Genomic DNA, 20,751 nt, shown 5'->3' with positions numbered 1-20,751 from the left:
AGGACGGACGCTGACGAAGCGGGCGCTCCGGACCCGGACCCGGATCAGGTCAGGGCAGCCGCGTCGCATAGGTGATGCGCTTGAGGTGGTAGTAGTCGGCCACGCAGCCGGCAGGCCAGTAGGAGCGGCCGTGGTTCCCGAAGGGGTCACGCATCCGGCCGACCGTCGCCGGGACGTACGGCAGTACATCGGCCCCCTGCCGCACCTCTTCCCGCAACAGCCGGTCCTGCCGGTCCCAGTGGGTGGCCCGGGCGGCCATGTCGTGCTCCAGACCGGCCAGGGGCACGGCCAGCCCCACGCAGGCGACCCCGCAGAGCAGTGCGGCGGCCCCGGTCAGGACGGCGGCGCCGCCCGGCCCGGCGACGGTGCGCAGGCCGCTGCCCAGCAGCGCGCCGATTGCGGTGAGCAGCAGAACGTACACGAAGAGGTAGTCGTTCCAGGTACGGGTCCCGTACGTCATCATGTTCGTCGCGAAGGCAGGCAGGGTGACGAGCGTGCAGAGGTACCCGGCCACCAGGAACGCGGCCACTGCGGCCAGTGCCGGGACGAGGGGCCTGCGGCTCAGCGGCCCGGCGGCGGCGTCCCCGCCCTTCAGCAGCAGGCCCACCAGGACACCGACGGCCGGCGCGCCGAGGTAGGTCCAGGTGGTGAACACGGTCCCGAGGATGTCGCCGAACGTACTCAGCGCGTCGCTCAGCGACCGGAGGTCGGCGATGGAGGTGGCACCCGTGCCGAACCTGTCGCGGCGGCTGCGGGAGCCGGGCGAGGTGTAGAGAATGATCACCCCCACCAGCAGCGCGGCCAGCGAGGTGGCGCACCAGAGGCGGGTGCGGGTGCGCCCGGGACCCGGCAGGGAGCGGAGGCTGAGCAGAAGGGCGGTGCAGAGCAGCACACCCGCGGTGATCGAGGTGCCCTCGGAGAGGGTCCCGATGAACAGTCCGGCCACGGCGGCGACGCAGAGCGCGAGAACGTATCCGCGCCGGGTCCGGGCCCGCAGCAGCGGGATCACGGCCGCGGCGGCCAGCGCGGGCGCGACCGTGTGCGAGACGGAGGAGGCCGGCCAGTAGAACGTCTTGTACGTGTCCGGGGTGGCGAAGAGGAACACCACCGTGATCATCGACGCGGCGAGCAGCGGCACGCCGCGCGGCGCGATCCGCCCGGCGGCGCGCAGGGTGGCGGAGGCCAGCGCCCAGACCGCGCCCAGGATCAGCACCCCGCTGACGGCGGCGTACCACCGGTGGCCCGCGACGCCGAAGGAACCGTAGAGCGCGACCATCAGGGCGTTGGCGATGCGGCCGTTGTCATGGAGGTAGAACTTCCCGATCATTCCGGAGACGCCGTCGTCCCGCAGCACGGGCAGGAAGCACCAGTCATCCCCGCCGGGCCGCACCAGCCGGCCGATCCAGAAGGACGCGGCCAGCAGGGCCAGCGGGAACACGGTTAGGGCTGCCGCCCAGAGCGGAATGCGGGGCCTCGGGCCCGTCGCGCGGCCGTCGGGGCGGGGCGCCTCCCCCATGGGTCGCGGGGTGTCTGCGGTTCCCGATGCTTCCGCGGTCATGGGTGTGCCGGTGCCCTTCGTGCATGGCCGCTTCGAGCGGGTGAGGTGGTGGGGTCGGGGTTCAGTCGCCGGTCCGGCCGGTCCTGCTGTCGGCCAGCGGCCCGGGTTCGGGTTCCCGGGTGGCGTCCGCGCCGGAGGTGATCGCCCACCGGGCGACCAGAAACGAGAACGGGGTGGCGAGAATTCCGGCGGCGAGCGCGGCCACGTTCTTTCCCATGCCGAGGTGGCTCACTCCGACGTAGAGCAGCGCTCCGGAAAGCACGAGATTGACGAGACTCGACAACGGATAGCGCAGGAAGGCACGCCAGGTCGGCCTGGTCCGCAAAGTGATGCGGGAGTTGAGGAAGAAGGACCCGATGATGCTGACGCAGTAGCCGATGACATGGGCGGCCAGATAAGGGATCCAGGTGTTGAGCGTCGCGTACACCGCCAGATAGACCGCCGTGTTGACGACGCCGATCGCGGCGAAGGTGAGGAATTGGCGCACCGTGTGAGATCTTCCGGATCCTGTGGCGCTCGCACCACCACCCGTGGCACGTATCGGCGGTTCGGGGGCGGGCGAGCCCGGGTGGTCGCTGGATTCGCGGACGAGGTAGTGCGGCCGGTTCTTCGTCTCGCAGTAGATGCGCCCGACGTATTCACCGACGATTCCGAGTGTGGCCAGCTGGATTCCCCCGAGTGCGACGACCGCCGTGAGCAAGGTGGTGTACCCGGGAACACCGACCCCGTTGCGCAGGACGCCCACGATGGTCCACAGCGCGTATGCCATCGCAGCGAGGGCGAGCAGCAACCCGGCGTAGATGGCGAGGCGCAGGGGGCGGTTGTTGAAGGAGAGAACGCCGTCGATGCCGTAGTTGAGGAGCCTCCTGCTGCCCCACTTCGAGCGTCCCGCCACTCGTTGCGCGTTGGGGTAGGTGAAGCTGACGGTGTCGAAGCCGATCCAGGAGAAGATGCCCTTGGAGAAGCGGTTGGACTCGGGGAGCGTGAGCACGCTGTCCACCGCTCGCCGCGAAAGCAGTCGGAAATCCCCTTCACCGTCGACCACGGAGACTTCCATGAAATGACCCATGGCACGGTAATAGGAGCGGCTGAGGAACGAACGCAGCGCCCCTTCCCCGTCGCGGTCGCGGCGGGCGATCACCTGGTCGTACCCGTGCCGGCGCAACTCCAGCATGCGGGGTACGAGTTCGGGCGGATGCTGGAGATCGGCGTCCATCAGGACCACGGAATCCCCGCGGGACATACGGAGCCCGGCGAGCATAGCGGCCTCTTTGCCGAAGTTCCGGCTGAAGGCGGTGTAGCGGACCCGTTCGTCGACGGATGCCAGATAGATCAGCTGGGACCTGGTGAGGTCGTCACTTCCGTCATCGACATAGCAGACCTCGAATTCCTGACGGGTCGGTTCCAGGGCGTCGACCAGTGCGCGGTGGAAGGCCTTGACGGCCTGGTCCTCGTTGTAACAGGGCACGACAATCGAAACCTGGCAGCTTTTCATTCGTATCCCTATCAGGTGCGGACGTGACCGCCCCGAAGCCTATGCCCGCACCTTGGAGAAATTAATGAACAACAGGGCCGCGGGGAATTCCGGTACAGAATTCCCTCCTTGGGCGGGCCTGTGTCCGGAGCTCTTTGCCGTCTTGGGTCAGCCCACCTGCGGGCCGGGCTGCTCGTCCCGGGCGGCGTCGCGACGGGTCAGCGACAGGTGGAGAACCAGGCCCAGGATGACCGCGAGGAACAGCACACTCGTGACCACGGTGCCCATCCCCAGGCCGCCGTCCCCGGCCGGCTGGGAGAGGTAGTCCCCCATCGAGGCGCCGAGCGGCCGGGTGAGGACGTACGCGATCCAGAAGCTGAGAACGGCGTTCAGGCCCAGTGCCTGCCGTACGACAGCGACCGCTGCGATGGCCAACGCGAACAGGACGGCGGAGACCCAGTATCCGAGGGCCATTCTCTCCGCGACGAGGTCGCCGGCCGCTGTGCCGAGGGCGAAGGTGAACAGCACGGCGAGCCAGTAGTAGGTCTCGCGGGAGGCCGTGTCGACGCTGTGGATGGACAGGGTTCCCTCGCGGCCGTACCAGATGGCGAAGACCACAGCGAGGGCCACGGCGAACACGGCCGTGCTGGTCTCCAGCGGCACGCCCACATTGTCGGTGAGGTTGTCGCTGATCAGGGTGCCGACGACGCTGATCAAGGCCACGGCGAGCCAGTAGACACCGGGCCGGTAGGCCTTCGTGCGGAATTGGACCACCAGAACCACCGCGAGCAGGCCGCTCATCAGCAGCGAGACACCGGTCAGGCCCAGCCCCAGGTTCTCGTTGAGGAGGTCCGCCGCGGTCTCGCCGACGGTGGTGCAGAGGATCTTGATGATCCAGAAGTAGGCGGTGACTTCTGGAACCTTGTTCCAGCTCAGGCTGGAGGAGGCGGCCTGGGCGCGCCGGCGGGACCCGGACGTCTCGGAGATCTCAGTCATGGGAGGGATCCTGCCGGGCGGAACCTGAACACATCCTGACTGCCGGGATGGCGCCGAGGCCGTGGGTCCGCGCGCGGAAGCGCCGGCCGAAACGCCGAGGGCCGGTTTCGGATTTCTCCGAAACCGGCCCTGACCTACGACTGTCTCCAGTCGGGACGACAGGATTTGAACCTGCGACCCCTTGACCCCCAGTCAAGTGCGCTACCAAGCTGCGCCACGTCCCGCGATCAGTCCCCCAGTCCTGCCGGGCGGCTGCGCAGGACAAACATTACCTCACTCCGTGGACCGGATCGACGCCCGTGCCTGCTGGGCGCGGGTGGCGAGGGACTCGGCGCCGCAGGCCGTGGCCAGTTTCTGTGCGCGGGCGAGTTCTCGCGGCGACCGGGTGGCGATGCCGTGGTCGACCAGGGCGAGTGCGAACTCGTAGCCGGACGGCGACGCCTCCAGATGCCGGACGGCCTCGCCCAGCAGGTGGACGGCCTCCTCCGGGCGGGCGAAGAGGGAGACACAGCGCAGCGCCTCGCCGATCGCCGTGTCCGTACCGAAACGCTCGGCGTGCACCCGGGCGGAGTTGGCCAGCTGAGCGGCGCGGGCCGGGTCCTCGTCCACCAGGGCGCGGGCCAGGTCACCGGCCCACGGACCCCAGATCCCGTTGAACCTGCCGCGCGGTTCGAGGGCCTGGCCGGCCGCCTCCAGCTCGGTGACGGCCTCTTTCGTACGGCCTTCGGCCAGCAGCAGGCGGCCGCGGACGCACGGGGCGTCGGGCAGCACCATGGCGCTGGGGTAGGGCAGGCCGAAGTCGTACTGGTCCGCGATCTTGCGGGCCTCGGTGACGCGGCCGCGGGCCAGCAGGGTGTCGATCAGCAGACAGGCGGCGTCCCAGTGGACGGGCAGTCCGCTGCCGACCCGGTCGGCGAGGCGCAGCCCCTCGCGCAGGAAGCCCTCCGCCTCGGCGAGGCGGCCGCGACGGCGGTGGACCAGTCCGAGCAGCGTATGGGCGAACGCCAGGTGGGCGCCGCTCCAGCCGGAGATCTCGAAGGCGCGCACCGCCTCGCCGAAGAGCTCCTCGGCGCGGTCGAGTTGGTCGGTGAAGGCGTAGGTGATGCCGAGCAGGGTCGGGAGTTCGAAGCCCCACTCGGTGTCGGTCCAGCCGAGGCCGCGCGCCGGATGGCCGTCGACCAGGGCACGTTCGCAGAGGTCCACGACGAGCTGGGCGTTCTCGCCGCGCAGCATGGCGTCGAAAGCGCGCAGGGTGAGCAGTGCGCGCTCGGCGTTGTCCCGGCCTCGAAGGTGGCCGGCGTTGGCGGCGAGCCGGCGGGAGCGGCCCGGGCCGTCCTCCTCGGTGGCCTGCATGCCTTCCCAGAGGAAGTGGGCGGCCTGCAGCCGCATCAGGCCTGGTCCGGGCGCCGTGCGTTCGGCCTCGGCCGCGAGGGCCAGGGCCGCCTCCTTCAGCTGGTTGTTGTGGGACAGGGCGGCCGCGAGCCGGTAGGTGGCGTCGACCCGCAGGTCGTCGGCGAGACCCGGCATGTCGAGGGCGGCCCGCAGGTGCTGCACGGTGGTGGCCGGGGAGCTGAGCAGCGTGGCGCAGCCCAGTTCGTAGAGGAGGGTGGCGCGCACGAGGTGACGCGGGGGTTCCTGCAGTGCGCGTTCCAGACAGCGGCGGGCGGCCTCGGGGGCGCCGACCGCCAGATGCTGGCCGGCGGCCGCCCGGAGCTGTTCGACGAGCTCCTGGTCGTCGTCGGGGTGGACCTCCAGCAGATGGCGGGAGGCTGCGGCGGGGCCGCGGCCGGCCCGGGTGATCGCCCAGGCGGCCCTTCCGTGCATGGCGGTGCGGGTGGCCGGCGGAATGGAGCGGTACACGGCCGTGGCGATCAGCGGGTGTACGAACTCCAGCGGGTCGAAGCCACTGACGATGCGGGCCTCGCGCAGCCGGGCGGTGCAGTCCGCCGCCTCGGCGGGGCTCATCCCGGCCAGGGTCGCGGCGAGGTCCTGGGAGATGTCGGTGCCGAGGACGGCGGCGGCCCAGGCGAACCGGTTGGCGTTGGTTCCGAGCCGTTCGAGCCGGGCGACGAGCCCGCTGCCCCGGGCCGACGCGCCGAGCTCGCGCAGCAGCCCCGCGGACTCCTCCAGCGGGGCCAGTTCGCGGTCCTGGACCTTCGCGACGAGCTCGACCGCCTCGTACGGATTGCCGCCGGTGACCGCCCACACCTCGCGGCAGAACGGGTCGTCGGCGTGCTCGCCGAGGCCGGCACGGACCAACTCGGCGGTGGCGTCCGGGGTGAGCGCCCGCAGCGCGACGCGGACCTGGGACGGATGACCGCCCGCCGCGTTGCGCGCGGCCTCGCGGGTCGCGAGCTCCTCCGGACGGTGCGCCTGGACCACCAGGACCTTCAGCTCGCCGAGCCGGGCGGTGAACGAGGCGAGCCAGGCGAGGGATTCGCCGTCCGCCCAGTGGGCGTCGTCGATGATCAGGAGCAGCGGCCGGTGGCTCAGCCGGCCGGCCAGCCGGGAGACGACATGGTCGAGGCCGTCGCGCACACCCTGCGGATCGGGCTGCGGACCGGTCGGCTCGGCAAGTCCCAGGGCCGGTGCGGCGATCTCGTACCAGGACCCGAACAGGGCGCGGACCTCGTCGGCGGGGAACTGGTCAAGTGCGGGCTGGAGCAGTTGGCGTACGACGTGGAACGGCACCGAGGTGACCGTTTCGCCCCCGCGTCCGGACCAGACGGTGCACCGGTCCTGTGCCATGGCCTGGATCTCGGCCAGGAGTGCTGTCTTGCCGATGCCCGCCTCGCCGCTGTAGATCAGCAGCCCGCCTGTTGCCCGCGCGCCACAGAGCGCGTCAACGGCCTGTGCGGCAGCGGCAAGTTCCGGTTCGCGCTCGTACAGCGGCCGGGACGGCTTCATGCCTACCCTCCCCCAATGTGGTGACCATGACTGTCGAGACTAGTCGTGCGCGGGTGGCCACGGACAGTGGTTCGGGCAGTTCTCCGCAGGTGCGCGGCACAATCAGGGGGTGGACGAGACACGCAGGGACCGCGATACCGAGGGCCGGGCGCACAATGCGCGCCCCCGCGACGGGCTGGGCCGCCCCCTTCCGTACGGAACGCCGGGGGTGGAGCGGCAGCCCGAGGGCGTGCTCCGTACTCCCGACCAGACCGTGCGGGAGGCGCAGCGGCTGCTGGACGCCGGGATGCCGTTCCATGCCCATGAGGTCTTCGAGGACGCCTGGAAGTCGGGCCCCGAGGCGGACCGGGAGCTGTGGCGCGGGCTGGCCCAGCTGGCCGTCGGGCTGACCCATGCCGCCCGGGGCAACGCGACGGGCGGGGCGCGGCTGCTGCGGCGGGGCGCGGCGGCGCTGGCGGAGTTCGCGGGGGCCGGTGGCGCCGCGGACACGGCGGACGGCGGGGCCGGTGCCGGCGCGACCGCCCCGGCGTACGGAATCGGCGTCGGAGCCCTGACCGGCTGGGCACGGGAGCTGGCCGCGCGGGTGGAGCGGGCGGACGGGCCGCCCGTGAACGCGGCCGCCGAGGCGCCGCTGTTGCGGCCGGGCGCCCGCCGGCCGTGACCCGGCGGGACCGGGCCGCAGTGAACTCGCCTTACTTTCCCTCCCCTTGACCGAGAGCGGTGAACAGGGCCACGCGAAGCCATTACGATCCGGCGTCATGAGCACTTCTGACCAGGACCAGGCCGTGGACGCCGCGATATCCGCCCCCGAACACACCGACGACCGCAGACTGACACCGCGCCAGGCGAGACGGCTGCGCATCGTCCTGTCCTCGGTCGGTATGGCGGCGATGGCGGTCGTCCTCGGGCTGCGGATCGCGAGCCGGTCCTCCGTCCTGGTGGTCGGGGTGTACGGGCTGGCACTGATCCTCTGCGGGATCGTGATCGAGCTGAGCAGGAACGGCCGGACCCGTCTCGGCAGCTGGCTCCTGGGGATCGGCCTGGTCGCGGCGATCGGCTCGGACTGGCTCCTGATTCCCTGAACGCCCGGCCGTTCGACGGAGATACGCACCGTCCGTACAGCGATCCCCTGAACTCCCGGGCACTCGACGGCGATACAGCCGACGTCCCCGTCCCGTCCTCCAGTGCGCCCCGTCATTCGACGGTGATACGTACCGTGCCACCGTCATTCGACGGTGATACGTACCGTGCTGCCTCCCGGATCGGCCCGGTCCAGCCAGTCGGCGGACAGGTGGAAGGGCCGGCCGGGGCGGGCGGGAAGCAGCAGGCGCCGGCGGTGCAGCAGCCGGCCGTCCTGACGGACGACGAGCAGGGGGGCGGTCAGCCGCCGTCCGGTGCGCAGGGTGAAGCGGTTGTCCGGGGGCGGCCCGGCGCCGGGTCCGATCAGGTTCGGTGCGATCCACTCCAGCGGCGCGGCGACGGCGAGCGCCGGACGGCCCTCGGGCCAGGCGCCGGTGGCCAGATGGCGCAGTACGGGGGCGGCCAGGGCCCGGCCCTCGGCGGCCGCGGTGCCCGCGCTCTCCACGGCGTGCAGCAGGTTCCCCACGGCGAAGACTCCCGGCTCACCGGTGCGGAAGGCCGCGTCGTGGGCGGGGCCGCGGGTGCCGGGGTCCAGGAGCACCCCGCCGCGCCGCGCCAGTTCGTGGTCGGGGATCCAGTCGCCCGTGAACACCACGGTGTCGCACGGCAGGGTCGTGGTGCGGCCGTCCTGGTGGCGCACCTCGACGCCGGAGAGCCGTCCGCGGCCGGTGAGGCCCGTGACGGTGGTCCGGGTGAGCAGCGGGGCTCCGTGGCGCGGCCGGACCGCGGAGAGGGGTTCCGGCGGATGCGAAGTGACCCGGGCGACCACCTCGGTCCCGGCCGCGCGCAGGGTGTCCGCCGCCGCGATGCTGACGGGTTCGTCGCCGACGATCACCGCGCGGGTGCCGATGTGCTGGTGGTGGAGGTGGACGGCCTGCTGGAGTTCCCCCGTGGTGTAGACGCCCTCCGGACGGGTGCCGGGGACGAGCCGGGCGCTGCGGGGGCGTTCACGGGCGCCGGTGGCGAGGACGACGGCGCGGGCGGTGATCCGTTCGAGCCCGCCCGGTCCTGTGGCGTCGAGGGTGCGGGGGCCGGCCCAGCCGGTGACGGTGATGCCGGTGCGCACGGTGGCTCCGGCCCGCGTCGCCGCGGCCACGCATCGCAGGGCGTACGCGGGGCCGCTCAGGTCACCGGTCGTGCGGCGGCTGCCGAATCCGCCGTGGTGGCAGTGGCGCGGAATGCCGCCTGCGGTCTGTTCTCGTTCCAGGACCTCCACGCGCCGTACGCCGGACGCTGCGAGTGCGGCAGCGGCGCCCAGTCCGGCCGGGCCGGCTCCGACGATCAGCACGTCGACGGTCCGCTCGTGGCGGGTCATGGCCGGGCCCCCTCGATCAGTGCGCGGATCGCGGCCCCGCAGTAGAAGCCCTGGCAACGGCCGTTCCCGGCCCTGGTCCTGCGGGCCAGCTGCCCGGCCGAGCGCGCCGGCAGCGTGGCGGCCAGCGCGTCGCGGATCTCGCCGGCGGAGACGCGTTCGCAGTGGCAGACGAGGGTGCCGTACGCGGGATCCCGGGCGATGAGTCCGGCGCTCCGGTAGGGGCGGTCGGCCCTCTCGCCGAGGCCGGGCATGGTGAGGGCCGCCAGTTCGCCCGGTTCGCCGAGGCCGGGGCCGGTGCGGGCGAGGAGTGCGGTGACGTGTGCCGCGATGGCCATGGAGGCGGTCAGCCCGGTGGAACGGATGCCGCCGACGGCGATGTAGCGCTGGTCCGGGTACTCCTTGATCCGGTAGTCCTCGTGGCCGGTGGCCGCCCGCAGTCCCGCGTACACGGCCGTGACTTCCTCGTCGAGCAGCCGGGGCAGGATCCTTCGGCCCTTCTCCCGCAGCCCGGCGATCCCTTGCCCGGTGGACTCCGTGGCGGTCTTGTCGTCGAGATCCTCGGCGGTGGGGCCGAGCAGGACGTTCCCGAAGACCGTCGGTGCCACCAGGACGCCCTTGCCGGCGGCGGTGGGTACGGGGAGCAGGATGTGACGGACCAGGTCGCGGGCGAGTTTGTCGAACACGATCAGCTGGCCGCGGCGGGGTACGACGGTGAAGGCGTCGTGGCCGAGCAGGCGGTCGATCTCGTCGGCGTGCAGTCCGGCGGCGTTGATCAGGTGCCGGGTGCGCAGCGGGCCGCGGCCGGTGGTCAGGGTGTGGACGCCGGCGCCGTTCTCGATGTCCTGGACGGGGCAGTCCAGGTGGAGGTGAACGCCTGCCCGGACCGCCTGGGTGGCGAAGGCGAGCGGGGTGGTCCAGGGGCAGATCACGGACTCGTCGGGGATCTCCAGAGCGCCGAGCGCGCCGGGGCCGAGGTGGGGTTCCCGTTCGGCGACCTCGTCGGCGTCGAGCAGCCGGGCCGCGTGGTAGCCGTTGCGTTCGGCCTTGGCCAGCAGTGCGGGGAGCGCGGCGAGCTGTTCGTCGTCCCAGGCGACGAGGAGGGCGCCGACGCGTTCGACGGGGATGCCCGTCGCCGCGGCGTACGCGGCGAGGCGCTGCCGTCCTTCGCGTACGAGGCGGGCCTCCAGCGAACCGGGCACGGCGTCGAAACCGGTGTGCAGGATCGCGGTGTTGGCCTTGGACGTGGCGTTGCCGATGTCGTCGGACGCCTCGACGAGGGCGGTGCGGACGGGGTACCGGGCCAGTTCGCGGGCGATCGCGGTGCCGACCACGCCCGCGCCGATGACCGTGACGTCGTAGGGCGGGCCGTCGGGCAGGGGCTCCCCGGCCCTCGTGACGGTCTGTGTCATCGGACGGTCCGGACGTACGTCATGACTGTGCCAGGAGGGTGTCCACGGCGGTGCGGAACCGGCCGCGGCGTTCGGCGGCCTCGTCGGGCCCGATCATCGGTTCGTACACCGCGGCCGGCGGCCGGCCGGGGACGGCCTCGCTGAGGGTGAGTCCCGGATCGAGGCCGATCCTGGCCGCGGCGCCGACGCCGAGCGCGGTGACGTCGGGCAGCGCGGACACCTCGACGGGCCGTTGCAGCAGATCGGCCTGGGTCTGCATGAGCAGTGCGGAGCGGGTCAGCCCGCCGTCGACGCGCAGGGCGGACAGCGGTGAGCCGAGGTCGGCGGCCATCGCGTCGGCGAGCTCGACGACCTGTGCGGCGATGCCCTCGCACAGGGCCCGCACCAGGTGCCCCGCGGAGGTGTCCAGGCCCAGGCCGGTCATCGAGCCGCGCAGGTCGCCCCGCCACCAGGGGGCGGCGAGACCGGCGAGTGCCGGTACGAAGGTGACGCCGCCGGAATCGGGGACGCCGCCGCCGACCGGGTCGAGGTCGGCGGCGCCGGAGATCACTTTGAGGTCGGTCAGCCAGCGGACGGCGGAGGCGGCCGTGTAGACCTGTCCGTCCAGGCAGTAGCTGGTGCGTCCGCCGAACCGCCAGGCCACACAGCCGGCCAGTCCGGTGGAACCGCGGCGCGGCACGTGCCCCGTCTGGGCGAGGAGGAACGCGCCGGTGCCGTACGTGCACTTGGCGGCGCCCGGCTCCAGGGCGCCCTGCGCCAGCAGGGCCGCCTGCTGGTCGACCAGCAGGCCCGTGAGCGGGAGCTCCCCGCCGAACGCGGTCGTCGTGCCGAAGGATCCGGCCGCGTCGACCACGGCCGGCAGACGTTCGTCGCCCAGGCCGAAGATGTCCAGGGCGGCGGGTGACCAGCCGACACGGTCGAGGTCGAGCAGCTGGGTGCGTCCGGCGGTTGCCGCATCCGTCACGAAGGCACCGGTGAGCCGGTGGACGAGCCAGGAGTCGCTGGTGGTGACGACGCCTTCCCGGGTCAGTTCGCGGCGGATCCAGGCCATCTTCGGGGCGGCGAAGTACGGGTCGAGCGGCAGCCCGGTCAGCTGCTTCAGTTCGTCCTCGTGTCCGGCGAGTTCGGTACAGATACGCTCGGCCCGCCGGTCCTGCCAGACGATCGCGTCGGTGAGCGGGCGTCCGGTCTCCGGGTCCCAGGCGAGTACGGTCTCGCCCTGATTGGCGAGACCGACGGCGACAACGGCTTCGCCCGCTTCGGCCAGGGCCCGTCCGCCGGCTTCGACGACCGATCCGAGCAGCTCGGCGGGGTCCGCCTCGACCACTCCGCCGGAGCCGTACCGGGGCCGGACCGGAGCCGAACCGGAACCGATCACGCCCCGCTCGGGACAGATCACCAAGGCCTTCGTCCCCGAGGTGCCCTGATCCACGGCGAGCACCGGGCCTGTCATCGGATCTCCAGCCATACGCAAGCCCGGGGCTTGAACGGAATCGTGATCTTTCTACGCGGGACCCCAGCGTGGTGCAGCCCAGTGGCTACGTCAAGCACCCTCAGGGCCAGCGCCCGGAACCACACATCCATACTCAACATCCGCTTTACACACATGACTTGAATAAGATCCACGATTCGTTCCGGAGTTCGGCGCCAGGGGCTCTACACTCACCGCCGAGCAACAAGCGGACGCTTTAAGGCAGTTCATATTTCAACAGCTGCTTCGCCCCCCACGCCCACGAGGACCGATGAGATCAATACCCCGTACCGAGCCCATACATGGCCAACAGTGATTTCCGGCCGGTCTATCATCCGGCCGGCCACGACAACGAACTCCGCGCGGCGTTACAGGACTTACGCACCGGCCGCTGGCTCTCCATGCGCAATTTGCTGGAGAGCACCCCGGACTGGACTCTGTGGACCCAGCGCACCCAGGTACTCGGCGCGGTCGCCGCGGGATCGGATGCGGTCCAGGCCTGGCTGACCGAGGAGCCCCGCAGCGTCCCCGCCCTCGTGATGCGCGCCCGGGTCACCGTGGAGCAGGCCGTCCGGGCCCACCGCTCGGGGCATCGCAGCGGGCAGCAACTGTGGCAGGAGGCCTGGGAGGCCTGTCGTACGGCTGCCAACGCCTCGCCCGCGGACCCGGTGCCATGGGTGTGTCTGCTGGCCCTGTCCCAGCTGGACGAATTCCAGCGGCTGGAGGAGCACCGGCTCCATCCGCCCGGTCCCATGCTCTTCCCCGGGCCGTGGGGGCTGCTGGCGGAGGCCGACAAACGCGATCCGTACAACCGCGAGGCCTACCACCGGATGCTCCAGTTCGTGTACGCGCGCAAGGCCCGCGGTTCTCTCTCCGAGGCGGTCAACTTCGTTCAGTGGGCGGCGTCCTCGGCGCCCGACGGATCGGCGCTCCATGTGCTTCCGCTGTATGTGCGGGCCGAGCGCTACCGCCGCGAGCGCGGCCATGAGAAGGCGCTCGACCTGCACTGGGTCACCGAGGACGCGGAGCGCGAGGCCCTGCGCGCGCTCGAGATCTGGTTCCGCCGCACGCCCCCGGCCGGCCACACCCTGCTCGATCTCAACCATCTGGCGCACGCCCTGTGGGGGGCGCTCCAGTTCGCCGACGCCGCTCCCGTGTTCCAGGAACTCGGCCCTTACTTCACCTCGCTGCCCTGGGCGCACCGTACCCGCACGCCCAACGACCCCGGCGGCGCCGAGGAAGTGTTCCTGCGCGCCCGCAGCCGCGCCCTCGCCGCCGCCCGTGATCCCGGCCGGGGGCCGCACGGCTGAGTGCGTTCTGCTCCCCCGCCGGTTCCGTTTCCCGTTTACCCCTCACCGCTCGTCATTACGGAGGATTTCCCATGTCCCTGTCCACCTCGACCCAGAAGGACGCCGAGGCCGCCCCGCCCAAGGACGAGGAGCAGCGGCTGCGCGAACTCGGCTACCAGCCGGTGCTGGCCCGGCGCATGGGCGGCTTCGGCAACTTCGCCATCAGTTTCTCGGTCATCTCGATCCTGTCCGGCTGTATGACCCTGTACGGCTTCGGCATGTCCACGGGCGGGCCGGCGGTGATGCTCTGGGGCTGGGCCGGGGTCGGTCTGTTCGTCCTGTGCGTCGGCATGGCGCTCGCCGAGGTCACCAGCGCGTACCCGACGTCCGGGGCCCTGTACTACATGGCGGACCGGCTCGGCGGCCGTAAGTGGGGCTGGTACACGGGCTGGCTGAATCTGCTGGGGCTGCTGGGCGCCATCGCGGGCATCGATTACGGTGCCGCGCTGTTCACCGGCGCGCTGATGAATCTGCAGTGGGGCTTCACTCCCACACCGGGCAAGACGATGATCATCTTTGTCTGCATCCTGCTGCTGCACGCCGTGCTGAACCTGTTCGGTGTGCGGCTCGTCAGCGTGCTCAACTCGATCAGTGTGTGGTGGCACCTGGCCGGTGTCGGGGTGATCGTCTCCGTGCTGGCGATCGTGCCCGCGCACCACCAGTCGCCGTCGTTCGTCTTCACCGAATTCGTCAATGACACAGGGTGGGAGAACCCGCTCTACGTGGCGGCGATCGGTCTGCTCCTGGCGCAGTACACCTTCTGCGGTTACGACGCCTCCGCCCACCTGTCGGAGGAGACCTCGGACGCCTCGGTCTCCGCGCCCCGCGGCATCGTCCGGTCGATCTGGGTCTCGTGGCTGGCCGGTTTCGTGCTGCTGGCCGGGCTGACGTTCGCGATCCAGGACTACAAGGGCGCCCAGGAGAGCGCCACCGATGTGCCGCCGGCCCAGATCCTGATCGACGCGCTGGGGACCTCGGGCGCCACCGCGATGCTGCTGATCGTGATCGCCGCGCAGCTGTTCTGCGGCAACGCCGAGGTCGCGGCCACCAGCCGGATGGTGTTCGCCTTCAGCCGGGACAACGCGCTGCCGGGGTCCTCGCTGTGGCGCAAGGTGAGCGGCCGCACCCAGACGCCCGTCAACGCGGTGTGGCTGTCGGTCGTCGTCGCCGGGGTGCTCGCCCTGCCGTCGCTGTACTCGGCCACCGCCTATGGCGCGGTGACCGCGATCAACGTCATCGGCATCACGCCGGCGTACGCGATCCCGATCTTCCTGAAGCTGCGCGCGGGCGACCGGTTCGAGCGCGGGCCGTGGCACCTGGGCCGCTGGTCGAAGCCGGTCGGCTGGATCGCCGTGGTGTGGGTCGCGCTCGTGACCGTGCTGTTCCTGCTGCCGCAGAGGTCACCCGTGACGATCGACTCGATGAACTACGCGTCGATCGCGCTGGTCGCCGTGCTGGTCCTGGCCACCGTGTGGTGGTTCGTGGCGCGTCGCTCGTACGGTACGCCGTCGGCGTACGGCAACGCCCGCGAGCAGGCGGAGATCGAGGAGGGCATCGTCTGACCGGCGCCCCGCCCCGATACGGCCCTTCCGGATCCCCGCGATCCGGAGGGGCCGTCACGGGTTCAGCAGCAGCTGGAGCCCGCCGAGCACGGTCGCGCCGATGACGAGGCGCTCGAAGAGCCGCTGGTCGATCCGGTCCACGCAGGTGCGGCCGATCCAGGCTCCCGGCAGCACGAACAGCAGCATGCAGGCGTCCAGCAGCAGCGACTGTGCGTCGATCAGCCCCAGTCCCACGCTGAACGGCACCTTGGACGTGTTGACGATGAGGAAGAACCACGCCGACGTGCCGAGGAAGCCGAGCTTGCGGAACCCGGCGGACAGCAGATAGAGCGACATGACGGGGCCGCCCGCGTTGGCGACCATGGTGGTGAAACCGCCGAGCACCCCGTACGAGCGGGCCTTGAGCCGCTCGGCCGCGGTCGGCGGGCCCGCCCCGTCCGCCGGCTCCCCGCCCGCCTCCGCGGTGCGGCGCCGCCAGAGCGTGACGCCCGCCATGAGGACCAGGATCGCGCCGATCGATGTCCGTACGGCGGCGTCGCCGGCCCACATCATGAACAGCGTGCCCGCCACCACGCCGACGGCGACGGCCGGGAAGAGCCGCAGCAGGGTCGGCCAGTGCGCGTGGCGCCGGTAGACGAGTACCGCGAGCACATCTCCGGCGATCAGGATCGGGAGCAGCACGCCGGTGGACTCACGGGCGGGGAGCACCGCCGCGAAGACCGCGAGACTGATCGTATTGGCGCCGCTGACGGCCGTCTTGGAGAAGCCGACGAGTGCGGATGCCGCGGCCAGCGCCGCCAGTTGCCAGAGTGTGAGGGTGTCCATACCAGGGACAGATCGTAATCCCTATGATTTTCGGCCTGCCGAGGCCCCGGGCGGCGGCATGGTTATGCTGCGCTCCAAGCGCTCACACGAAGCGTTCAAACGCACAACGCACAGCGGTACGGCGAGGGGGCCAGCAGCATGCGGGAGCCGGTTGAACTCAGGCGTCAGCGAATTCTGGCGGTGGTGGAGTCGCGCGGGGCGGTCAAGGTCAGCGCGCTCGCGGCCGAACTGGACGTCTCCGTGGTCACGGTGCGCCGGGATGTAGAGGACCTGACCCGGGCGGGGCGGCTGCGGCGGGGGCACGGCGTGGCCAGGCCGCTGCAGGACCCGGTACGGCCCGCGGGCGTTCCGGCGCCGAGGGGCGGTGAGCCGGCCGGGGACGGCGGAGCGGTCGCCCTGGTCGTACCGGAGCGGCATTCGTACCTGTACGAGACGTTGCACGGCGCCCGGACCGTGCTGGAGGAGGCCGGGATCCGGATCGCCCTGCACATCTCGGCGCAGACGCCCGGCAGCGAACGTCCGCTGGTGGAGCGCGCGCTGGCGGACGGGGCACGCGGGCTCCTGATCGCCCCGCGGTGGCGCAACAGGCTCTCCGAGGAGCTGGACTACGGCTGGCTGGCCGAGGTGGGGGTGCCGACCGTGCTGATGGAGCGGCGGCCCCGGCCGGGCGGCGCTCTGCACGCACTGGACTCCGTCTGTTCCGATCACTGGTACGGGGCGCATCTCGCCGTGGAGCACCTGGTGTCCCTGGGGCACCGCCGCATCGTGCTCGCCGCCCGCGACGACAGCCCGACGGCCCGCAGTCTGCGGGCCGCCTTCGCCGAGATCGCGGCGGCCCGGCCCGAGGTGGAGGACTGGACGGTGGTGCTGAGCTCCCCGGACGCATTGCCCGGCCCCCGCCCGCAGGCGACGGAGCACGCGGGGACGGAACGCGCGGGGACGGCGCCGGACCACGAACCGGACGAGGCCCAGCACGCCGGGCCGGCGCCGGACCTCGCCGCGCTGCTGCGCGAGCGCCGCGCCACGGCCGCCGTGCTGCACGGCGACGTGGACGCGCTCATGCTCGTGCAACGCCTGGCGGAGAGCGGGGTGCAGGTGCCCCGGGACTGTTCGGTGGTGGCGTACGACGATGTGGTCGCGGCCCTGGGCAGCACACCGCTGACGGCGGTGGCGCCGCCCAAGGCGGACGTCGGCAGGGCGGCCGCCGAGCTGCTGCTGCACCGGCTGTCAGGAGCCTCGGGGGCGACCGGCCCGGTGCGCAGGACGGAGCTGCTGCCCGAGCTGAAGATCCGTGGATCGGCCCAGGAACTCACCCTCACCACAGACTGATCGTTTGACCGCTTCAATTTTCTTCTGAGCGTTGTATTGACCGCTACCGATCAGCCGATCAGGATTCCCCGTGTCTTCATTCAGGAGCCGCGGGAGGCACCCATGCCCGGTCGACACAGTCGTCGATCCGTGCTCGCCACGATCTCCGCACTGCCGCTGACAGGCGCACTGAGCGCCTGCAGCGGTGGGGCATCGGGACCGGACAGCACGAGCAGGACCAGCACCGTCAGCAGCAAGGCCGGCCGCAACGCCACGCACATCACCTTCTGGTCCGCCCTGCGCGGGAGCCAGCAAGTGGTGGACGCGTTCAACCGGACGCACGACACGATCCAGGTCGACTTCCAGCAGATCCCCTCAGGGGGGCAGGGCGGATACGCGAAACTCAGCAACGCCTCCCGGGCCGGCAACGCCCCCGACGTCGCGACGATCGAGTACCCCCAGATCCCGGGCTTCGCCATCGACGGAGTCCCCCTGGAACTCACGGACCTGATGAGCGACGGGCTACGGGCCAAACTGCTGCCGCAGGCCCTGGGGCTGACCACCTTCGACAAGCGCGTCTTCAGCATCCCGCTCGACGTCGAACCGATGGTGATGCACTACCGCACCGACCTCTTCGACACCTACGGCATCGAAGTCCCGCGCACCTGGGACGAGTTCGAGGAAACGGCCCGTACCGTGCGCGGCAAGGCGCCCGGCCGGCGGCTGGCGGCCTTCGCCACCGACGGCGGGCCGCAGTTCGCCGGGCTCTCCTGGCAGGCCGGTGCCCAGTGGTTCGACACCCGCCACGGTGCCTGGAACGTCTCGCTCACCGACGGGCCGAGCCGCCGAGTGGCGGCGTACTGGCAGCGGCTGATCGACCAGGACCTGGTCTTCATGACACCCGTGGACAGCAGGCAGTACGACGCCCAGGTCGGCAACGGCCAGGTGCTGGTCCGGCTCAGCGGCGCCTGGGACGCCGGGGCTCAGATGAACGCCCGGCCGGGGCAGAAGGGCAAGTGGGCCATCGCGCCGCTCCCCCAGTGGGACCCGGCCGATGCCGTGCTCGGCACCCACGGCGGATCCACCTTCGCGGTCACCAGGAGCAGCAAGCACCCGGAGGCCGCGCTGGAGTTCATCGAGTGGCAGGTCTCGCACCCGGACGCGCTGCGGGCCCGGCTCTCCAGCGGGGCCAGCAGCCAGTACCCGGCCGTCCCCGGACTCGTCGACGTCTACCGCGAGGCCTTCGACCGCAGCTATTACAGCGGCCAGGACATCTACACCCTGTACGAGCAGGAGGCGCACAAGATCCGGGACGGCTGGACCTGGGGACCCCGGATGACCGCCACGCTGAAGGTCATGCAGGACGGTTTCGCCCGGGTGAGCGGTGGCCAGGGCTCATTGCTCGAGTCCGTGCGCGCGGCCCAGCGGGGCACCATGCCCGACCTCAGGGCGCTGGGCCTGTCCACCACCGAGCACAGCAGCTGAACCGCCGTCCGTCCCCTTCCCAGCAGCTGAACCGCCGTCCGTCCCCCTTCCCAGCAGCAGAGAGGCAGGTGACACCCGATGACCAGCCCAGTCACCACACCGGCTTCCGCCCCCGTGAACGTCTCCGCGACGGCGCCGGCACCCACCACGTCCCCGCGCACCGCCCGAAAGACGGCCCGCCGCCGTGAACTCGGCGCGGCCGGCGCCCTGATGACCCCCTTCTTCATCCTTCTGGTGACGGTCTTCCTGATCCCGGTCGCCACCGCCGTCTGGCTCAGCTTCTTCAGCGACGACCAGCCGGGGCTCGGCTTCGGCCCGGAACGCACGGTCTTCGTCGGACTGCGCAGCTACACCGCCGTACTGACCGACCCGACCTTCCTCAGCGGCCTGGGCACCGTCGTCCTGTACTGCCTGATCTACATACCGCTGATGGTGACCGGCGCGCTCGCGCTGGCCCTGCTGCTGGACTCCGGCGTGGTCCGGCTGCGCTCCTGGGCCCAGCTCGGGCTCTTCCTGCCGCACGCCGTGCCCGGCATCATCGCCGCCGTCATCTGGCTCTACCTCTACACACCGGGGCTGAGCCCGGTGATCGACCTGCTCGGCAAGGCGGACATCACGGTCAACTTCCTCGGGGTGCACACAGTGGTGCCCTCGATCGTGAACATCGCCCTGTGGAGCAACCTCGGCTACAACATGGTGGTCTTCTACGCCGCTCTGCAAGCCGTGCCGCGCGAGGTCATCGAGGCATCGGTCGTCGACGGCGCCGGACCGGTGCGCACCGCACTCCGGATCAAGACGCCCCTGGTGCGTTCCTCGGTCGTGATGGTCGCGATGTTCACCCTCATCTTCGCCTTGCAGCTGTTCACCGAACCGATGCTGATGAGCCAGGCGACGCCGATGATCAGCTCGCGCTTCTCGCCCAGCATGTACATCTACGACGCCGCGTTCACCCGTAACAACTACGGCCTGGCCGCCGCGGCCTCCGTCGTCCTGCTGGTCTGCACGATCGCGCTCTCCTACGGCGTCACCCGCTGGACCAACCGCTCCAACGCCGCCGAGGAGGACGCCCGATGAGCGCGACCGCTCCCACCCGCACCGCCTCCGTCCTGCGGCCCCGGCTGCTCGGCCGCTCCGTCGTCAACCTGGTCGTCGGCATATCCGTGCTGTACACACTGCTGCCGGTGCTGTGGCTGGTGCTCGCCGCGTCGAAGGACCGGGACGCGCTGTTCGGCAGCGACGTCCTGTCGCTCGACCACTTCTCCTTCGCGCGGAACATCAAGGACCTGTTCGCGATGGACGGCGGTCTGTACACACGGTGGTACGGCAACAGCCTGCTGTACGCGGTGCTCGGCGCCGGGCTCGGGGCGCTGGTGAGCATCGCCTGCGGTTACGCGTTCGACAAGTACCGTTTCGCGCACAAGGAGAAGCTGTTCGGCCTGGTCCTCGCCGCTGTCATGGTGCCGCAGACCGTACTGGCCCTGCCGCTCTATCTGATGGCGTCCGGCACCGGTCTGGTGAACACCTTCTGGTCGGTCTTCATCCCGGTGCTCTTCAACCCGTTCGGCGTGTACCTCGGCCGGATCTTCAGCCAGGGCTACGTACCCGACGAGGTCCTCGAAGCGGCCCGGGTGGACGGGGCCGGCGAACTGACCACGTACTTCCGGGTCGCGCTGCGGATGCTCGGCCCCGGTCTGGTCACGGTGTTCCTCTTCCAGCTCACCGCGATCTGGAACAATTTCTTCCTGCCCATGGTGATGCTCTCCGACCAGGACCTGTATCCCGTCAGCCTCGGTCTGTACACGTGGAACAGCGCCGCCACCGTATCGCCCGAGTACTACCCCGTGGTGATCATGGGTTCGCTGCTCGCGGTCCTGCCGCTGATCCTCGCCTTCGCGCTGCTCCAGCGCTTCTGGAAGTCGGGCCTCACGGCGGGCGCCGTCAAGTAGCCGTAC

General features: G+C 71.1%; 16 protein-coding genes and 1 tRNA gene. 8 read left to right on the top strand and 9 right to left on the bottom strand.

The window, feature by feature from the left end; translation table 11 throughout:
* Window positions 1-49 precede the first annotated feature (49 nt).
* The 5 genes from OG782_RS33610 to OG782_RS33590 form a co-directional block, all read right to left on the bottom strand.
* Window positions 50-1,516 carry a DUF6056 family protein gene (locus OG782_RS33610; protein WP_406457542.1) on the bottom strand — a complete coding sequence of 489 codons (1,467 nt, stop codon included), beginning with the start codon at window positions 1,514-1,516 and terminating at the stop codon, window positions 50-52.
* Between the two features lie 103 nt (window positions 1,517-1,619).
* The gene (locus tag OG782_RS33605) at window positions 1,620-3,053 is read right to left on the bottom strand and encodes a glycosyltransferase (protein ID WP_406457541.1); all 1,434 of its coding nucleotides are present in this window, start codon (window positions 3,051-3,053) and stop codon (window positions 1,620-1,622) included.
* A gap of 147 nt (window positions 3,054-3,200) precedes the next feature.
* Window positions 3,201-4,028 carry a hypothetical protein gene (locus OG782_RS33600; RefSeq protein WP_406457539.1) on the bottom strand — a complete coding sequence of 276 codons (828 nt, stop codon included), beginning with the start codon at window positions 4,026-4,028 and terminating at the stop codon, window positions 3,201-3,203.
* A gap of 150 nt (window positions 4,029-4,178) precedes the next feature.
* Window positions 4,179-4,252, bottom strand: a tRNA-Pro gene (locus OG782_RS33595).
* A 49-nt stretch (window positions 4,253-4,301) separates the two neighbouring features.
* Complete coding sequence (locus OG782_RS33590) at window positions 4,302-6,935, bottom strand: ATP-binding protein (RefSeq protein WP_406457537.1); 2,634 nt, start codon at window positions 6,933-6,935, stop codon at window positions 4,302-4,304.
* Window positions 6,936-7,044: 109 nt separating this feature from the next.
* Between OG782_RS33590 and OG782_RS33585 the strand changes: the two genes are divergently transcribed.
* Window positions 7,045-7,596, top strand: coding sequence for a DUF309 domain-containing protein (locus OG782_RS33585; RefSeq protein ID WP_406457535.1), 552 nt, complete (start codon window positions 7,045-7,047; stop codon window positions 7,594-7,596).
* A 97-nt stretch (window positions 7,597-7,693) separates the two neighbouring features.
* Window positions 7,694-8,017, top strand: a complete 324-nt coding sequence (locus OG782_RS33580; RefSeq protein ID WP_406457533.1) for a hypothetical protein — start codon at window positions 7,694-7,696, stop codon at window positions 8,015-8,017.
* A 143-nt stretch (window positions 8,018-8,160) separates the two neighbouring features.
* On the opposite strand, the gene OG782_RS33575 is transcribed toward OG782_RS33580, so the two are convergent.
* Genes OG782_RS33575 through OG782_RS33565 form a run of 3 tightly spaced genes read right to left on the bottom strand, consistent with a single transcriptional unit; the run spans window position 8,161 to window position 12,252 of the window.
* A complete protein-coding gene (locus tag OG782_RS33575; protein ID WP_406457532.1) occupies window positions 8,161-9,390 on the bottom strand; it encodes an FAD-dependent oxidoreductase in 1,230 nt (409 codons plus the stop codon).
* Window positions 9,387-10,799 (bottom strand): NAD(P)/FAD-dependent oxidoreductase, encoded by a 1,413-nt coding sequence (locus OG782_RS33570; RefSeq protein WP_406457530.1) that lies wholly within the window; start codon window positions 10,797-10,799, stop codon window positions 9,387-9,389. The genes OG782_RS33575 and OG782_RS33570 overlap by 4 nt, the downstream gene beginning before the upstream one ends.
* 19 nt (window positions 10,800-10,818) lie before the next feature.
* The gene (locus OG782_RS33565) at window positions 10,819-12,252 is read right to left on the bottom strand and encodes an FGGY family carbohydrate kinase (protein WP_406457528.1); all 1,434 of its coding nucleotides are present in this window, start codon (window positions 12,250-12,252) and stop codon (window positions 10,819-10,821) included.
* A 320-nt stretch (window positions 12,253-12,572) separates the two neighbouring features.
* Here OG782_RS33565 and OG782_RS33560 point away from each other — a divergent pair, with 320 nt between their 5' ends.
* A complete protein-coding gene (locus OG782_RS33560) occupies window positions 12,573-13,580 on the top strand; it encodes a hypothetical protein (RefSeq protein WP_406457526.1) in 1,008 nt (335 codons plus the stop codon).
* Window positions 13,581-13,651: 71 nt separating this feature from the next.
* Entirely contained in the window at window positions 13,652-15,181 is a 1,530-nt protein-coding gene (locus tag OG782_RS33555; protein WP_406457524.1) for an amino acid permease, read from the top strand.
* 54 nt (window positions 15,182-15,235) lie between these two features.
* Here the strand turns inward: OG782_RS33555 and OG782_RS33550 are convergent, their stop codons facing one another.
* A complete protein-coding gene (locus OG782_RS33550; protein ID WP_406457522.1) occupies window positions 15,236-16,006 on the bottom strand; it encodes a sulfite exporter TauE/SafE family protein in 771 nt (256 codons plus the stop codon).
* Between the two features lie 138 nt (window positions 16,007-16,144).
* Here OG782_RS33550 and OG782_RS33545 point away from each other — a divergent pair, with 138 nt between their 5' ends.
* From OG782_RS33545 to OG782_RS33530, 4 genes are all read left to right on the top strand, one after another.
* Window positions 16,145-17,335, top strand: a complete 1,191-nt coding sequence (locus OG782_RS33545) for a substrate-binding domain-containing protein (RefSeq protein WP_406457520.1) — start codon at window positions 16,145-16,147, stop codon at window positions 17,333-17,335.
* Window positions 17,336-17,437: 102 nt separating this feature from the next.
* Window positions 17,438-18,799, top strand: a complete 1,362-nt coding sequence (locus OG782_RS33540; RefSeq protein WP_406457518.1) for an ABC transporter substrate-binding protein — start codon at window positions 17,438-17,440, stop codon at window positions 18,797-18,799.
* A 78-nt stretch (window positions 18,800-18,877) separates the two neighbouring features.
* Window positions 18,878-19,873, top strand: coding sequence for a carbohydrate ABC transporter permease (locus OG782_RS33535; RefSeq protein WP_406457516.1), 996 nt, complete (start codon window positions 18,878-18,880; stop codon window positions 19,871-19,873).
* Window positions 19,870-20,745 (top strand): carbohydrate ABC transporter permease, encoded by an 876-nt coding sequence (locus OG782_RS33530; RefSeq protein ID WP_406457514.1) that lies wholly within the window; start codon window positions 19,870-19,872, stop codon window positions 20,743-20,745. The genes OG782_RS33535 and OG782_RS33530 overlap by 4 nt, the downstream gene beginning before the upstream one ends.
* Window positions 20,746-20,751 lie beyond the last annotated feature (6 nt).

It is taken from the genome of Streptomyces sp. NBC_00876 (assembly GCF_045207435.1).
Classification (GTDB): domain Bacteria; phylum Actinomycetota; class Actinomycetes; order Streptomycetales; family Streptomycetaceae; genus Streptomyces.
Note: the sequence above shows the minus strand (reverse complement) of the source record. Positions and strands in the feature narration are given on the sequence as shown.

Excerpts from the sequence above, each read along its gene's own strand:
- OG782_RS33610 (WP_406457542.1), bottom strand. The coding sequence starts at position 1,516 with ATGGGGGAGGCGCCCCGCCCCGACGGCCGCGCGACGGGCCCGAGGCCC.
- OG782_RS33605 (WP_406457541.1), bottom strand. The coding sequence starts at position 3,053 with ATGAAAAGCTGCCAGGTTTCGATTGTCGTGCCCTGTTACAACGAGGAC.
- OG782_RS33600 (WP_406457539.1), bottom strand. The coding sequence starts at position 4,028 with ATGACTGAGATCTCCGAGACGTCCGGGTCCCGCCGGCGCGCCCAGGCC.
- OG782_RS33590 (WP_406457537.1), bottom strand. The coding sequence starts at position 6,935 with ATGAAGCCGTCCCGGCCGCTGTACGAGCGCGAACCGGAACTTGCCGCT.
- OG782_RS33580 (WP_406457533.1), top strand. The coding sequence starts at position 7,694 with ATGAGCACTTCTGACCAGGACCAGGCCGTGGACGCCGCGATATCCGCC.
- OG782_RS33575 (WP_406457532.1), bottom strand. The coding sequence starts at position 9,390 with ATGACCCGCCACGAGCGGACCGTCGACGTGCTGATCGTCGGAGCCGGC.
- OG782_RS33570 (WP_406457530.1), bottom strand. The coding sequence starts at position 10,799 with ATGACACAGACCGTCACGAGGGCCGGGGAGCCCCTGCCCGACGGCCCG.
- OG782_RS33565 (WP_406457528.1), bottom strand. The coding sequence starts at position 12,252 with ATGACAGGCCCGGTGCTCGCCGTGGATCAGGGCACCTCGGGGACGAAG.
- OG782_RS33560 (WP_406457526.1), top strand. The coding sequence starts at position 12,573 with ATGGCCAACAGTGATTTCCGGCCGGTCTATCATCCGGCCGGCCACGAC.
- OG782_RS33555 (WP_406457524.1), top strand. The coding sequence starts at position 13,652 with ATGTCCCTGTCCACCTCGACCCAGAAGGACGCCGAGGCCGCCCCGCCC.
- OG782_RS33550 (WP_406457522.1), bottom strand. The coding sequence starts at position 16,006 with ATGGACACCCTCACACTCTGGCAACTGGCGGCGCTGGCCGCGGCATCC.
- OG782_RS33545 (WP_406457520.1), top strand. The coding sequence starts at position 16,145 with ATGCGGGAGCCGGTTGAACTCAGGCGTCAGCGAATTCTGGCGGTGGTG.
- OG782_RS33540 (WP_406457518.1), top strand. The coding sequence starts at position 17,438 with ATGCCCGGTCGACACAGTCGTCGATCCGTGCTCGCCACGATCTCCGCA.
- OG782_RS33535 (WP_406457516.1), top strand. The coding sequence starts at position 18,878 with ATGACCAGCCCAGTCACCACACCGGCTTCCGCCCCCGTGAACGTCTCC.
- OG782_RS33530 (WP_406457514.1), top strand. The coding sequence starts at position 19,870 with ATGAGCGCGACCGCTCCCACCCGCACCGCCTCCGTCCTGCGGCCCCGG.